This window comes from Xenorhabdus sp. SGI 60 (assembly GCF_056632175.1).
The window spans coordinates 2,940,314-2,954,199 of the sequence record NZ_CP196860.1 but is presented as its reverse complement, the minus strand read 5'-3'; the positions used below and the strand labels follow the sequence as shown (position 1 = coordinate 2,954,199).

Annotated in this window: 14 protein-coding genes; 10 read left to right on the top strand and 4 right to left on the bottom strand. The window is 43.2% G+C overall.

Going from position 1 to position 13,886, the window contains the following annotated elements; translation table 11 throughout:
- Window positions 1-7 precede the first annotated feature (7 nt).
- From ACSJJG_RS13720 to ACSJJG_RS13710, 3 genes are all read right to left on the bottom strand, one after another.
- A complete protein-coding gene (locus ACSJJG_RS13720; protein ID WP_481090445.1) occupies window positions 8-607 on the bottom strand; it encodes an MFS transporter in 600 nt (199 codons plus the stop codon).
- Window positions 608-753: 146 nt separating this feature from the next.
- Window positions 754-939 carry a hypothetical protein gene (locus ACSJJG_RS13715; RefSeq protein WP_481089695.1) on the bottom strand — a complete coding sequence of 62 codons (186 nt, stop codon included), beginning with the start codon at window positions 937-939 and terminating at the stop codon, window positions 754-756.
- Window positions 933-1,118, bottom strand: coding sequence for a hypothetical protein (locus ACSJJG_RS13710; RefSeq protein WP_481089694.1), 186 nt, complete (start codon window positions 1,116-1,118; stop codon window positions 933-935). Before ACSJJG_RS13710 ends, ACSJJG_RS13715 begins: the two co-directional genes overlap by 7 nt.
- 484 nt (window positions 1,119-1,602) lie before the next feature.
- On the opposite strand from ACSJJG_RS13710, the gene dinB reads away from it, so the two are divergent.
- Window positions 1,603-2,658: a DNA polymerase IV gene (dinB, locus tag ACSJJG_RS13705; RefSeq protein WP_481089693.1), complete on the top strand. Its 1,056-nt coding sequence runs from the start codon at window positions 1,603-1,605 to the stop codon at window positions 2,656-2,658.
- 82 nt (window positions 2,659-2,740) lie between these two features.
- Here dinB and pepD read toward each other — a convergent pair whose 3' ends face one another.
- Window positions 2,741-4,201 (bottom strand): beta-Ala-His dipeptidase, encoded by a 1,461-nt coding sequence (pepD, locus tag ACSJJG_RS13700; protein ID WP_481089692.1) that lies wholly within the window; start codon window positions 4,199-4,201, stop codon window positions 2,741-2,743.
- A gap of 260 nt (window positions 4,202-4,461) precedes the next feature.
- Between pepD and gpt the strand changes: the two genes are divergently transcribed.
- From gpt to pncC, 9 genes are all read left to right on the top strand, one after another.
- Entirely contained in the window at window positions 4,462-4,923 is a 462-nt protein-coding gene (gene gpt, locus ACSJJG_RS13695) for a xanthine phosphoribosyltransferase (protein ID WP_481089691.1), read from the top strand.
- Window positions 4,924-4,937: 14 nt separating this feature from the next.
- Entirely contained in the window at window positions 4,938-6,185 is a 1,248-nt protein-coding gene (gene frsA / locus ACSJJG_RS13690) for an esterase FrsA (RefSeq protein ID WP_481089690.1), read from the top strand.
- A gap of 71 nt (window positions 6,186-6,256) precedes the next feature.
- Window positions 6,257-6,658: a sigma factor-binding protein Crl gene (gene crl / locus ACSJJG_RS13685; RefSeq protein WP_481089689.1), complete on the top strand. Its 402-nt coding sequence runs from the start codon at window positions 6,257-6,259 to the stop codon at window positions 6,656-6,658.
- A gap of 115 nt (window positions 6,659-6,773) precedes the next feature.
- Window positions 6,774-7,877 (top strand): glutamate 5-kinase, encoded by a 1,104-nt coding sequence (gene proB / locus ACSJJG_RS13680; RefSeq protein WP_481090444.1) that lies wholly within the window; start codon window positions 6,774-6,776, stop codon window positions 7,875-7,877.
- Between the two features lie 29 nt (window positions 7,878-7,906).
- Window positions 7,907-9,160: a glutamate-5-semialdehyde dehydrogenase gene (gene proA, locus ACSJJG_RS13675; RefSeq protein WP_481089688.1), complete on the top strand. Its 1,254-nt coding sequence runs from the start codon at window positions 7,907-7,909 to the stop codon at window positions 9,158-9,160.
- Window positions 9,161-9,325: 165 nt separating this feature from the next.
- On the top strand, window positions 9,326-9,856 hold the full coding sequence (gene aroL, locus ACSJJG_RS13670) for a shikimate kinase AroL (RefSeq protein ID WP_481089687.1): 531 nt from the start codon (window positions 9,326-9,328) through the stop codon (window positions 9,854-9,856).
- A 128-nt stretch (window positions 9,857-9,984) separates the two neighbouring features.
- Window positions 9,985-12,132 carry a bifunctional acyl-ACP--phospholipid O-acyltransferase/long-chain-fatty-acid--ACP ligase gene (gene aas / locus ACSJJG_RS13665; RefSeq protein WP_481089686.1) on the top strand — a complete coding sequence of 716 codons (2,148 nt, stop codon included), beginning with the start codon at window positions 9,985-9,987 and terminating at the stop codon, window positions 12,130-12,132.
- 4 nt (window positions 12,133-12,136) lie between these two features.
- Window positions 12,137-13,333 carry a lysophospholipid transporter LplT gene (gene lplT, locus ACSJJG_RS13660; RefSeq protein ID WP_481089685.1) on the top strand — a complete coding sequence of 399 codons (1,197 nt, stop codon included), beginning with the start codon at window positions 12,137-12,139 and terminating at the stop codon, window positions 13,331-13,333.
- Window positions 13,334-13,358: 25 nt separating this feature from the next.
- On the top strand, window positions 13,359-13,862 hold the full coding sequence (gene pncC / locus ACSJJG_RS13655; RefSeq protein ID WP_481089684.1) for a nicotinamide-nucleotide amidase: 504 nt from the start codon (window positions 13,359-13,361) through the stop codon (window positions 13,860-13,862).
- Window positions 13,863-13,886: the final 24 nt, after the last annotated feature.

Sequence of the window (13,886 nt, the reverse complement as noted above, 5' to 3'; positions counted from 1 at the left end):
ACCAATATCAGGGAAAATGAATTGAGGTCATCCCACATCCGATTAATACTATAGATATAGGAAACAGAGACACCGATTTGCCAAGACCGGTTAAAAATGCCGTCAAAGAAGCCGTTCCAAACTGGAGAGCTCCGAGGACAGCAGAGCCAGCCCCTCTTACATCAGGAACGGCTGTTAATGCCAAACTCGCTGCATTGCCAAAAATTAACGCCATTGTAAACATAAGTATCATGAAAATTGCTGTCGTTAACGCAAACTGATAGATGCTGAGATAATTTACAACCAATAGCAGACACGCTAAGACGAAGGTGGTTACAACACCAATGATGACAAGCGATTTGGCGCCAATCCGCTCAACCCACCGTGCACTCAGTATGCTGCTGAACATCATAATTCCGGCATTAATCGCAAACACAATGGAAAAAAATCCGGGGGTGAATTTCAACATAGACTGGTATATAAAAGGTGATGCTGAAATATAGGCAAACAGTGCCCCAAACGTGGCGGAGAAGACTAATGTATATCCCATATAGGTTCTGTTTTGGAACAATTTTAAAAACTGTTTAGCCAAACTGCTCTTATCACCAGATTCTGGTTTACTCGGCAAACTTTCTGGTACATAAACGAACGTTAAGGTAGTAATTATCAAGTGAAATAAGCGCCATAAAGACAAACACAACCTGCCACGGGAAATAAGCAGCAACTCCTCCTATCGATGGAGCCGCTGTGGGTGTACACCTTGTATTGCCAGTATCAGATTGAAATAGTAGGCGGCTTTGTTACCAAAACTGAGGTCGGAAACAATGGCTGGTGTAAGAAAGCAATGCCGGATGCGCCACCAGCACCTTGAAAAAAGCGGCTAATGATTAACATTTCAATATTTGAAGAGAATGAACAGGCAATTGAGGCTACAGTCAGCAAGACCATGCCGGCTAACAAAAGTTTTCTCCTGCCAATGACATCGACCAGGGACCAATCATTAATTGTCCAATAGGCGACCAGCCATAATAAGGATAACTTAATTGAACACCAGCCTGAGTCGTGTTTAATGCGTGTGACATGGCGGGGAACAAAAGGAAGTACATGTCAGTTGAAAGAGCGCCAATGGCACTCAACATTCCTAAAATCAGAACAGGTTGAATGCCAGTTCACCTTTTTGGCTGGATGAAGTGTAATGATATAACTTACGGTTATTTAGTGTATTTTCTGATTTTTTCACTGTCATTCATCTCATATAATAAACATATTATGAAGACTATAACATCGCAGAAAAATGATTTCAAATAGAAATCATTTTCTTCGGTATTTGTAGCGAACCCCATGCAATATTGAATCCTATTTCACTTTTTATTTAGATGAAATAATTCATTATAATTATATGTTATTTGCTCTGTTTTTCATTTTCACTGTCATTATTATCATAATATTAAGATATCATAAGAACGATGGCGCCGAAGGAAAATGATTTCATAATGGAAATTATTTTCTTATCCTGTAAGGGTATTCGAGGAATCGGCACGTTGAAGTTTTGCTGAAAAATTAACTAGAGTTTCATGATCTCTTTCTGTATATTTATACAGTTGTTTGGCATGGGGAGATCAGATGCGTAAAATCATTCATATTGATATGGACTGCTTTTTTGCCGCCATTGAAATGCGGGATAATCCGTCACTTCGTCATGTTCCCATTGCAGTCGGGGGAAGCGCTGATCGCAGGGGCGTAATTAGTACGGCAAATTATCTTGCCCGCCGTTTTGGGGTGCATAGTGCGATGTCCACAGCGATGGCATTAAGACGTTGCCCTCAATTGAAAGTTATCCCCGGCAGGATGGCGCATTATAAAGAAGTATCCCAACATATCCGTCAAATTTTTTCCCGTTACACTGAATTGATCGAACCTCTTTCTTTAGATGAAGCCTATCTGGATGTGACAGATTGCCGTTATTGCCACGGCTCTGCCACGTTGATTGCCCAGGAAATCCGTCAGGTCATTTTTGATGAATTGCAGTTAACGGCCTCCGCTGGTGTGGCGCCAATCAGGTTTTTAGCCAAAATAGCCTCTGATATCAATAAACCCAATGGACAATATGTTATCTCTCCTGAACAGATTGAAACTTTTATTAAATCGCTGCCATTGCGCAAAATTCCCGGTGTCGGAAAAGTCACGGCTCAGCGTTTGTCAGACATGAGGTTAGAAACCTGCTCTGACGTGCAACGTTACGATAAGCTGGCACTAATAAAAAGCTTGGGTAAGTTCGGTTTGACGCTTTGGGAACGCTGTCATGGCATTGATGAACGACAAATTACGCCAGAACGTTTGCGTAAATCTGTTGGGGTCGAAAAAACTTTGGCGCAGGATATCCATTCATGGCATGAATGTGTTGAACTGATTGAAAAGCTTTATCCTGAGTTGAAAAAACGGCTGGAAAAGGTAAAACCCGATCTCCATATTGCCCGTCAAGGTATTAAATTAAAGTTTGACGATTTTCAATTGACGACACAGGAACATGTCCATTCTGTATTGGATAAACTCGATTTGATTCAGGTAGCCAAACAGGCCTGGGAAACTCGCCGGAAAGGGCGAGGGGTCAGGCTGATTGGGCTGCATGTGACATTACAAAACCCACAACTGGAGCGTCAGCTTTTATTGGAGTGGTGAGATGCAAAGAACGAAGTCTCCCCTACAAACAGCAAACAGCAAACAGCAAACAGATAGCAGGGGAGAATCAATATATTTTCTATTATTCTTTAACCGGAATAGCTTTCAGAATTGCAGTGAGTAACTGCCAATATTGACCAACACTCTTAATGTGAACTTTCTCGTCAGGGGAATGGGCACCCCGAATGGTTGGGCCGATAGAAACCATGTCCATATCAGGATACGGTTTTTTGAATAGGCCACACTCTAAACCCGCGTGGATCACCATGATATTCGGTGTTTTATCGAAAAGTTGATGATAAGTTTCACGTACTAAATGCATGATTGGAGAATTGGCGTCAGGTTGCCAGCCCGGATAGTTGCCACTTGCCACGGTTTCAGCTCCAGACAGTTTTGCCAGGGAATGCAACATTTCAGTAACATAAATCTTGCCACTTTCGATCAGTGAACGAATCAGGCAAATTACCTCAACTTTATCTTCGTCCATCGTGACAATGCCTACGTTCAGTGAGGTCTCTACAATACCTTTGGCGACATCACTCATACGAATAACGCCATTAGGCATGCTATTGAGCATGGATACCAAGCGAGTCTGGCAATCTGTTATTAGTGCCTGTGATGATGTTTCGGTTTCATCCAACAACAGGGTGAGGTTTTTTTCAACGATAGCGTGTTCTTTTTTCAATGTTTCCAGATAGCTATCTTTCAATTGATAGAGTTTTTCAACTTTATCGGCGGGAACAGCAATCACGGCAGAACCTTCACGAGGAATGGCATTGCGCAGGGTTCCGCCTTGCAGATGAATTAATTTCAGCTCCAGCTCATCGGAATACGCCGCCAGAAAACGCGCCAGTAATTTATTGGCGTTACCCAATCCCAGATGAATATCGCCACCAGAGTGACCACCTTTTAATCCTTTAATAGTCAGTTGCAGCGTTTTATAGTGAGTTGGCAGAGTTTCACGGGTCAGTGATAAAGTTGTGATAAAATCAATACCACCCGCGCAACCCATGTAAATTTCGCCTTCTTCTTCTGAATCGGTATTGATCAGAATATCGGCTTGCAACCAGCCGGATTTCAGGCCAAATGCACCATCCATACCAGCTTCTTCGGTCATGGTCAGTAAGACCTCCAATGGACCGTGTTTAACGGACTCGTCCGCCAATATCGCCAGAGCGGAAGCCATGCCGATACCGTTATCCGCCCCCAAAGTTGTACCATCAGCCGTCACCCAATCACCATTGATATAAGGACGAATAGGATCTTGTGTGAAATCGTGTTGGGTATCGTTATTTTTCTGTGGAACCATATCAAGGTGTGCTTGAAGTACGACAGCTTTACGATTTTCCATCCCTTTTGAGGCGGGTTTTCTGATTAAAATATTGCCTGCTTCATCCTGTTCTACATGGAATCCTTTGTGTTTGGACCACTCAATGATGTGGGCGGCGAGTGCTTTTTCATGATAGGAAGGGTGAGGAATGGAACAAATTTGGGCAAAAATATCCCATAATGGTTGCGGGGATAATGTTGATAATTCGGACACGGCGAATCTCCTATAATTGCATCTTGGTGAGAAGAAAATAGTAATGTTTTGACACATCAGGGCGTTTTGTCATCGGCATTGACCTAATATCCATGCGAAGTTTGAGAATATCATTTTATTGTCAGCAATGGGCAGTCAGAATGAGGGCTTGCCCTGTTTTTACTGGTTTTTGTCGGTTCAAATCACTATAATCCCGCGCAACCTTTTTTCCGCAAAAAGCACTTTTCTGAAATATTCTTTAGTTTCCAGGATCTAATTTTATGAGTGAAAAATATGTTGTAACGTGGGATATGTTGCAAATACATGCCCGTCAATTGGCGCAACGTTTACTTCCCGTAGAACAGTGGAAAGGCATTATTGCCGTTAGCCGTGGTGGTCTTGTTCCGGGAGCGTTACTGGCTCGTGAATTGGGAATCCGCCATGTCGATACTGTCTGCATTTCCAGCTATGATCACAATAATCAGCGCGAGATGAAAGTATTGAAAAGAGCGGAAGGTGATGGTGAAGGGTTCATTGTGGTTGATGATCTGGTTGATACCGGAGGAACTGCTCAGGCAATTCGTGAAATGTATCCGAAAGCGCATTTTGTAACGATTTTTGCCAAACCCGCCGGACGTCCTCTTGTGGATGATTATGTTGTTGATATTCCCCAAAATACATGGATTGAACAGCCATGGGATATGGGCGTCGTGTTCGTTCCGCCTATTTGTGAGAAACAGTAAGATTTTCTTTTGTCATGACGAAAAAAAACCTTTCAGAATCGTTGTTTAAGCCCCGGCTTAAACAACGTGAGACCTCTACACTGGTAAAATATATTCGCCCACAATCTGTAACTGCCAGTGCGGGTAAGCTGGGTGGGGAGCGACGCGAGTGCTGGTATCGCATGATTAATTGGCTCGCTTGGATCTGGAGGGGAGTCAATCCGCTGGAAATTCAAGATGTTCTCAGCCGGATTGCGGTGACAGATGCCGAGCGCAGTCGTGAACATTTGTTGGATACTGTGGTCGGCTATCGTAAAGGAAACTGGGCATTTGAGTGGTCCCAGCAGGCAATGTACTGGCAACAGGAAGCATTGCATACTGAGGATACAAAAAAAGCCGGAGCATGTTGGTTAAAGGCTGCAACGCTATACAGTATTGCGGCTTATCCTCATTTGCGGGGTGATGAACTGGCAGATCAGGCCATTGTGATGGCTAATAAAGCCTATGAAAATGCAGCCCGTTTTTCTGATTATGAATTGAAAAAACTGGAATTCCGGCTGGAAGGGGGCAAAAGTGTGACTGGATTATTGCACTTTCCTTCCCATGTACAGGGACCTTATCCAACAATATTAGTTTGCGCCAGTCTGGATAATGTACAGAGTGATTGCTGGCGGTTATTCCGTGAATACTTCGCACCTCTTGGATTTGCCATGTTAACGGTGGATATGCCTTCTGTGGGGTATTCCGCTAAATTCGCATTAACGCAGGATACATGTGCACTTCATCAACAAGTTTTACAACAGCTAAATAGCGTACCGTGGATTGATCATACCCGTGTCGGTGTATTTGGTTTTCGTTTTGGTGCAAATATCGCTGTCCGCCTTGCCTATCTGGAACCGAAACTGATTAAAGGCGTATCGGTGGTAGGTCCGATTGTCCATGAATTACTGCATGATGAAAAATTACAGCAGAAAATCCCGTCAATGTATATTGACGTGTTAGCCAGCCGCTTGGGAATTTATCATGTTGATGAAAAGAGATTGCGTTCAGAACTGGCTTGTTATTCTTTGAAAAAACAGGGTTTATTGGGCCGTCGTTGTTCTGTGCCCATGTTTTCGGTGTATTGGGAAGGTGATATTTTCAGCCCGAGGAAAGATTCGAAGTTAATTGCCATGTCATCAATGGATGGCTCATTGCGGGCTATTCCTGCCACATCAGTTTATAGTGGTTTTAATAAGGCATTACACGAAATAAGTGTATGGTTGAAAGATAAAATTTTATAAAACGAAATTTATTACTTGATATTTTTTAATCATTTGATACAAAGGTGTCCTGTATATAAGGAGACCTTTGTATGACTTTACCTGCAAGTTATTCTAAAAATAGGTTGTTGAAGCGTTTTTCTGCATTAGGGCCGTATGTACGTGAATTAAAATGCCAAAATGGTTATTTTTTCTTTGACTGTTTAGCCGTTTGTGTCAACGCAAAAGTGGCACCGGAAAAACGGGAATTTTGGGGATGGTGGTTAGAGCTGGAAGAGCAGGAGCAAGGTTTTATTTATCACTATCAAATAGGTTTATTTGATAAAAATGGTGAATGGCGTGCTATGAAGATCAAAAAAAAGGCCGATCTCGAACACCTTGAGTCAACTTTGCAAGTATTCCATAAACGTCTGGTTGATTCTTTTGACGTTCTTAAACTGACATTGATCCCATCTGCAAATACTGTCATTTTGCAAACGCAAGTGATGGCATGATTTTGTTTTTTACCCGCTTTTATTAAATTTTGCGTTATGTCAGTTGGCATAACGCCTCTCTCCTGTTAAAACTGAACACTGTTTTTTTCAAATTAACTGTAATGGCAGAAATATGATGAATGGCAGCCAAACATTGGTTGTGAAACTGGGGACGAGTGTATTGACCGGTGGCTCTCGTCGTTTGAATCGTGCCCATATTGTGGAACTGGTTCGTCAATGTGCGCAACAGCATGAAAAAGGTCACCGCATTATTATTGTGACTTCTGGTGCAATTGCTGCCGGGCGCGAGCATTTAGGATACCCTGATCTTCCGGCAACGATTGCTTCAAAACAGTTGCTGGCAGCCGTTGGGCAAAGTCGTCTGATCCAATTGTGGGAGCAGCTTTTTTCTATTTATGGTATTCACGTCGGGCAAATGTTACTGACCCGCGCAGATTTGGAAGATCGTGAACGTTTCCTGAATGCAAGGGATACCCTTCAGGCTTTGCTTGATAATCACATTGTGCCCATTATTAATGAAAATGACGCCGTTGCGACGGCAGAGATTAAAGTGGGTGACAATGATAATCTTTCTGCACTGGCTGCTATTTTGGCTAGTGCAGATAAATTGTTGCTTCTGACAGATATAGCAGGGCTTTACACCGCAGATCCGCGTAATAACCCAGAGGCAAAATTGATCTCTGAAGTTCATGATATCAGTGATGAACTGAAAATGATGGCCGGAGACAGTGTTTCGGGGTTGGGTACGGGAGGAATGGCAACAAAACTTCAGGCAGCAGGCGTGGCCGGACGGGCTGGAATTGATGTCATTATTGCTGCGGGTAACAGGCTGGATGTTATTGCTGATGTTATTGCCGGAAAACCGGTTGGAACACGCTTTCATGGCCTGGCTAGCCCAATGGAAAACCGTAAGCGTTGGATCTTTGGAGCACCTCCGGCAGGGGAAATTATTGTCGATCATGGGGCAGAAGAGGCGATTGTCGGGAAAGGTAGCTCGTTGTTACCAAAAGGAATTAAAAACGTTAAAGGGGATTTTTCCCGCGGTGAAGTTATTTGCGTCCGTAGCTTATCAGGCAAAGATTTGGCCCATGGCGTTTGTCGTTACAACAGTGATGCGTTACGTATGATTGCAGGCCATCATTCACAGCAAATTAGCCAGATACTGGGCTATGAATATGGTGCGGTAGCGGTGCATCGTGATGATTTGATCGTAATTTAATGAATTGATTGAGAGTTAAGGATTTCATCATGCTAGAGCAGATGGGAAAAGCAGCCAAAGCAGCATCGTGGCAGTTGGCGCAATTAAGTAGCAATCAGAAAAACCACGCGCTGAATCACATTGCTGATTTGTTAGAGACAGAAATAGAAGTGATTCTTGCCGCTAATCAGCAAGACATGTTGCAAGCCCGCGAACAGGGGATGAGCGAGGCGCTGCTCGATCGGTTATTGCTGACACCGGAACGGCTGAATGCCATTGCCAATGATGTGCGACAGGTCTGCCGCTTGGCTGATCCTGTAGGGCAAGTGATCGATGGGCAATTATTGGATAATGGATTGCAATTGAGCCGTCGCCGAATTCCGTTGGGTGTGATTGGTGTGATTTATGAAGCTCGTCCCAATGTTACTATCGATGTGGCCTCTTTATGCCTGAAAACCGGTAATGCGGTGATACTGCGTGGTGGCAAAGAGACTCATCATACAAATCAAGCTATGGTTAAAGTTATCCAGCTGGCATTGGAACAAAGCGGGTTACCGGCGGCTGCGGTTCAGGCTATCAATAAACCCGATCGTGAATTGGTCGCTGAATTACTGAAAATGGATCGTTATGTTGATATGTTGATCCCCCGAGGTGGGGCTGGGTTACATAAATTGTGCCGGGAACAATCGACTATTCCCGTGATTACTGGCGGTATTGGGGTTTGTCATACATTTGTGGATGAAACCATCAATATTGAAAAAGCACTGGAAATCATTACTAATGCAAAAGTTCAGCGTCCGAGTGCCTGTAATTCACTGGAAACGTTGTTGGTGCATGAAAAGATAGTAGCCGATTTCTTGCCAGTTTTGAGTATCAGAATGAAAGAACAAGGGGTGACATTGCATGCGAGCAAATCAGCGATGGTATTCCTGAAAGATGGCCCTGCAACGGTTGTTGAAGTGACAGAAGAAAATTACTGCGATGAATGGTTATCTTTAGATATGAATGTGGAGATTGTGAGTGATATCGATCGCGCTATTGAGCACATTCGTACTTATGGTACAGCTCACTCTGATGCGATCCTGACCGAATCTTTGCAGCAAGCTGATTACTTTGTGCGTCATGTGGATTCTGCCGCAGTATATGTGAATGCCAGCACACGTTTTACAGATGGGGGGCAATTTGGTTTGGGAGCTGAAGTGGCGGTCAGTACTCAGAAATTACACTCCAGAGGTCCAATGGGGCTTGATGCACTGACAACGTATAAGTGGATTGGCTATGGTGATTATTTACCCCGTAGTTGACCATATTCTGTTTTAGTTAGACTTTGTTGAACTATGCCAGGTCACACTTAATTTTAAGTGTGGCTTTTTGCTCCATTAAAATATTTTTTTACACTAGTGTAAATATTTAGTTACTATACTTTGCACTTAGGCTTAATTTTATAAACTCTTTGGGAAAACAACGAAATGAAACAAACTCTATTCATCGTAGGTGCACGAGGTGCAGGGAAGACGACAATAGGTAAGTTGTTGTCTGAAGCGTTGTCGTATAAATTTGTTGACACTGATGAAAGTATTCAGACTATTAGTAAAATGACAATAGCTGAGCTTGTTGAACAATATAGCTGGGAACATTTCAGAAAATTAGAAAGCCAAACGTTGCAAGCGGTTAGTCAAAGTGAACGTGTCATTTCAACCGGTGGAGGAATGATATTGTCGTTTGAGAATCGCCAGTATATGCAACAAAATGGCATTGTGATTTATTTACAGGCATCCGCAGAAGTTTTGAGTAAACGGTTATCTCTTAATCCAGAGAATTCACAGCGTCCCAGCCTGACAGGGAAATCCATCATAGAAGAAATGGAAGAAATATTGGTTGAAAGGGAGCCATTATACCGGGAGTGTGCCAATCTCATTATCGATGCTAATCTTGCAACAGAAGATATCGTATCTTGCGTTAAATCTTATGTTATAAACCAGAAAAATGAACTAATTTGATATATTAAGGATGTTTAAGTTTATTTTCTAACAGAAAGGAAAATCTTATATAACAAATTGCTTGTACAACTTATAGTATCATTCTATTTACTCACTTTAATTTTATTAATTATATTTGAGATATGGATATGCTCTTAAATTTTATTCGGATACTTGTTCGTGTACTCTTCAGGGTTACAATCGAAGGTGATATCAAGCAGTTACAACACACTAAATGCATTATTACTCCCAATCATGTTTCGTTTCTGGATGGCTTGTTAATTGGATTATTCCTGCCAATAAAGCCTGTATTTGCTGTTTATTCTAATATTGCAACCCGCGGTTTTCTCAAATTTATCAAACCCTATGCGGATGTTGTGCCTCTGGATCCTACCAATCCAATGGCAGTCAGGACATTGGTCAAAGAAGTGGATAAAGGGCGCCCGCTTGTGATTTTCCCCGAAGGGAGGATCACCATAACCGGCTCCCTTATGAAAATTTATGATGGCGCCGCTTTTATTGCCGCGAAATCAGGCGCAAAAGTAGTAGCAATCCGAATTGATGGTGCAGAACAAACGATTTTTGCTCGGTTAAAAGGAATTATGAAATTGCACTGGTTCCCGAAAATCACCCTCAAGATTTTACCGGCCGTCGATCTGCCAATGCCAGATGCACCTGATTCAACAACACGTCGTCGTTTAGCAGGAGAACATCTCCATGCCATTATGATGGAAGTAAGAATGCAGACACGCCCAAAAGAGACGTTGTTCAGCGCTTATCTTACTGCGCAAAAACGCTTTGGCCGCTTTAAGCCCTGCATTGAAGATGTGAATTTTAAAGAAGATAGCTATCACTCATTACTGAAAAAAATATTGGGTATCAGCCGAATATTAGAACGTTTTACGCAAGAAGGTGAACGAATTGGCCTGCTGTTGCCAAATGCGACCGCAATGGCGGCTACCCTATATGGCGCTTCGTTAAAGGGACGAGTGCCGGCGCTTTTAAACTATACGGCAGGAAGCAGTGGCATTAAGAATGCTATGCAGGCTGCAACTATCAAAACCATCGTAACATCCCGCCAATTTCTGGAAAAAGGACAATTGACTCATCTGCCAGAACAGGTGACTGAAGCCAATTGGGTATATCTCGAAGATTTGAAAGATACAATCACGCGGGAAGATAAGCTTTGGATATTGTGGCATTTAATTTTCCCTTCCAAAGCCATTTTGGTTGCGCAAAAGCCGGATGATGATGCATTGATCCTGTTTACATCAGGCTCAGAAGGTGTCCCCAAAGGTGTTGTCCACAGCCATACCAGCCTGTTGGCGAATGTTGAGCAGATAAAAACAATTGCTGATTTTACTCCACTGGATCGCTTTATGTCTTCTTTGCCACTGTTTCATGCTTTTGGGCTGACAGTTGGCCTATTTACTCCATTAATGACAGGCAGTCGCGTATTCCTTTACCCAAGTCCGCTACATTATCGTGTTGTGCCTGAGCTGGTTTATGACTGTAATTGTACCGTTTTGTTCGGAACATCGACTTTTTTAGGCAATTATGCTCGTTTTGCCCATCCTTATGATTTTGCCCGTCTGCGCTATGTGGTGGCTGGCGCAGAAAAACTATCAGAAAACACCAAACGCGTTTGGCAGGATAAATTTGGTATCCGTATTCTAGAAGGTTATGGCGTGACAGAATGTGCGCCGGTAGTGGCAATCAATGTACCGATGGCAGCAAAACCGGGAACAGTCGGGCGGATCTTGCCTGGCATGGAAGCTCGTTTGTTGCCGGTACAGGGCATTGAAGAAGGGGGGCGCTTACAGCTACGTGGGCCAAATGTCATGAAAGGATATCTGCGGGTTGAAGCGCCTGATCGTTTGGAGCAACCATCTGCTGAAGACGGAGAAGGGAATACTCAAGTCGGCTGGTATGATACCGGCGATATCATTTCGATTGACAAAGAGGGTTTCTGGACGATCAAAGGACGAGTGAAACGATTTGCCAAGCTTGCAGGGGAAATGGTTTCTCTCGAAGCGGTGGAACTAATAGCTTCTCACGTTTCTACTGGTGCGCTACATGCGGCTACAACCAGAAGTGATCGAAGCAAAGGCGAAGCATTAGTATTGTTCACAACAGATGTGAATCTAAATAGAAACAGAATGCTGGGAGTGGCACGTGAAATCGGGATGCCTGAGTTGTCGGTTCCACGAGATATTCGTCATGTGAAGCAACTTCCTTTGCTTGGCAGTGGCAAACCGGATTTTGTCACACTAAGAGAAATGGCTGAACAGGAGTAAAGAAATGGATGTCACTGTGAAAACTCAACCGCTGTTAACTCGCGGAATGAAAGCAGTATTGCTGTCACAATTTCTCTCTGCTTTTGCTGATAATGCACTGTTCTTTGCCATCCTGGCTCAATTAAAGGCGGAGTTTTATCCTGAATGGAGTTGGCCAGCACTGCAAATTGTTTTTGTCCTGGCTTATATCATACTTGCCCCTTTTGTGGGGCAAATTGCTGATCGGTTTTCAAAAGGGCGTGTCATGCTCTTCTCTAATGGCGTCAAATTGCTTGGTGCCATCAGCATCTGTATCGATATGAATCCTTTTCTGGGATATACCTTAGTAGGAATTGGGGCTGCGGCTTATTCTCCTGCTAAGTATGGGATCTTGGGGGAGTTGACTGATGGTGGGCGTTTGGTAAAAGCCAATGGCATGATGGAAGCTTCTACTATCGCAGCTATTTTGATTGGTTCAGTTGTTGGCGGTTTCCTTTCTGATATCAGTCTGGTATTGGCATTAGGGCTTTGTGCCTTATTGTATGGTGCGGCAGTCGTATCTAATTTCTATATACCTCGTCTGGCGGCGGCTCGTGAAGGCAAGGGGTGGAATCCTAAAAAAATGTTGGTGGATTTCATCGCGGTTTGTATTTCACTTTGGCGTAATCAGGAAACACGTTTTTCGCTGGTAGGTACGAGCCTGTTTTGGGGAGCGGGGATCACATTGCGCTTCCTGTTGGTAGCATGGGTTCCTGTGGTGCTGGGGATTGATGGCAATACGATTCCGACATTGATGAATGCAGTAGTTGCGATTGGCATCATTGTTGGAGCAGGTTTAGCTGCGCGGTTTATTACATTGAAAACTGTGCGTCGCTGTATGCCTGCGGGGATCTTAATCGGGTTCATGGTCATTCTTTTTGCTACTCAGCAATCAATAGTATTTTCCTACTTAATTTTGATCGTCCTTGGGGTATTTGGTGGGCTTTTTGTCGTTCCATTAAATGCGCTATTGCAAGAACATGGAAAGCATTCAATGGGAGCAGGTAAAGCTGTTGCCGTGCAAAATCTGGGCGAAAATAGTGCTATGCTGGTAATGTTAGGGCTTTATTCGGTTTCCATCATGTTGGGAGCTTCGGTCGTTGCTGTTGGCATTGGTTTTGGTATCTTGCTTTCTTTGGCAATTGGGGGGCTATGGATTTGGGATCTGCTTCGGAAAAATTAATTTCTTATAGAGTTGAAGGCTTGTTATGGATGAAATAATTCTCAATCAGCTTAGTATTGAACTCGGAAAGAGATTAAAACAGAGAAAATTATCCGTGACCTGTGCAGAATCTTGCACAGGGGGTTGGATAGCTAAAGTGATCACAGATATTACGGGAAGTTCGGCCTATTTTAATCGTGGTTTTGTGACTTACAGTAATGACGCTAAACATGAAATACTGGGGGTTTTACCAGAGTCATTAGCGCAATTTGGTGCAGTAAGTGAGCAGGTTGTAAAAGAGATGGCAGCAGGAGCATTAACCGTTGCTAAGGCAGATATTTCTGTTGCTGTCAGTGGTATTGCTGGTCCTGCGGGAGGGAGTGAAGAAAAACCGACCGGCACAGTTTGGTTTGGGTTTGCCTTTTATGTTGATGAAAACATCCAGACTGTAACTTATCGCCAGCATTTTTCAGGTGATCGCAATGCTGTGCGTCTACAGGCCGTCATTTTTTCTTTAAAAACCTTATTGGAAGAAATCGTAAAAAATTAGCTTGATACTGTATGAGTATACAGT

Bases quoted from the DNA above. Each gene is read 5' to 3' on its own strand.
- ACSJJG_RS13710 (WP_481089694.1), bottom strand. From the start codon at position 1,118: ATGTTGAGTGCCATTGGCGCTCTTTCAACTGACATGTACTTCCTTTTG.
- dinB (WP_481089693.1), top strand. From the start codon at position 1,603: ATGCGTAAAATCATTCATATTGATATGGACTGCTTTTTTGCCGCCATT.
- gpt (WP_481089691.1), top strand. From the start codon at position 4,462: ATGAGTGAAAAATATGTTGTAACGTGGGATATGTTGCAAATACATGCC.
- frsA (WP_481089690.1), top strand. From the start codon at position 4,938: ATGACGAAAAAAAACCTTTCAGAATCGTTGTTTAAGCCCCGGCTTAAA.
- crl (WP_481089689.1), top strand. From the start codon at position 6,257: ATGACTTTACCTGCAAGTTATTCTAAAAATAGGTTGTTGAAGCGTTTT.
- proB (WP_481090444.1), top strand. From the start codon at position 6,774: ATGAATGGCAGCCAAACATTGGTTGTGAAACTGGGGACGAGTGTATTG.
- proA (WP_481089688.1), top strand. From the start codon at position 7,907: ATGCTAGAGCAGATGGGAAAAGCAGCCAAAGCAGCATCGTGGCAGTTG.
- aroL (WP_481089687.1), top strand. From the start codon at position 9,326: ATGAAACAAACTCTATTCATCGTAGGTGCACGAGGTGCAGGGAAGACG.
- aas (WP_481089686.1), top strand. From the start codon at position 9,985: ATGCTCTTAAATTTTATTCGGATACTTGTTCGTGTACTCTTCAGGGTT.
- lplT (WP_481089685.1), top strand. From the start codon at position 12,137: ATGGATGTCACTGTGAAAACTCAACCGCTGTTAACTCGCGGAATGAAA.
- pncC (WP_481089684.1), top strand. From the start codon at position 13,359: ATGGATGAAATAATTCTCAATCAGCTTAGTATTGAACTCGGAAAGAGA.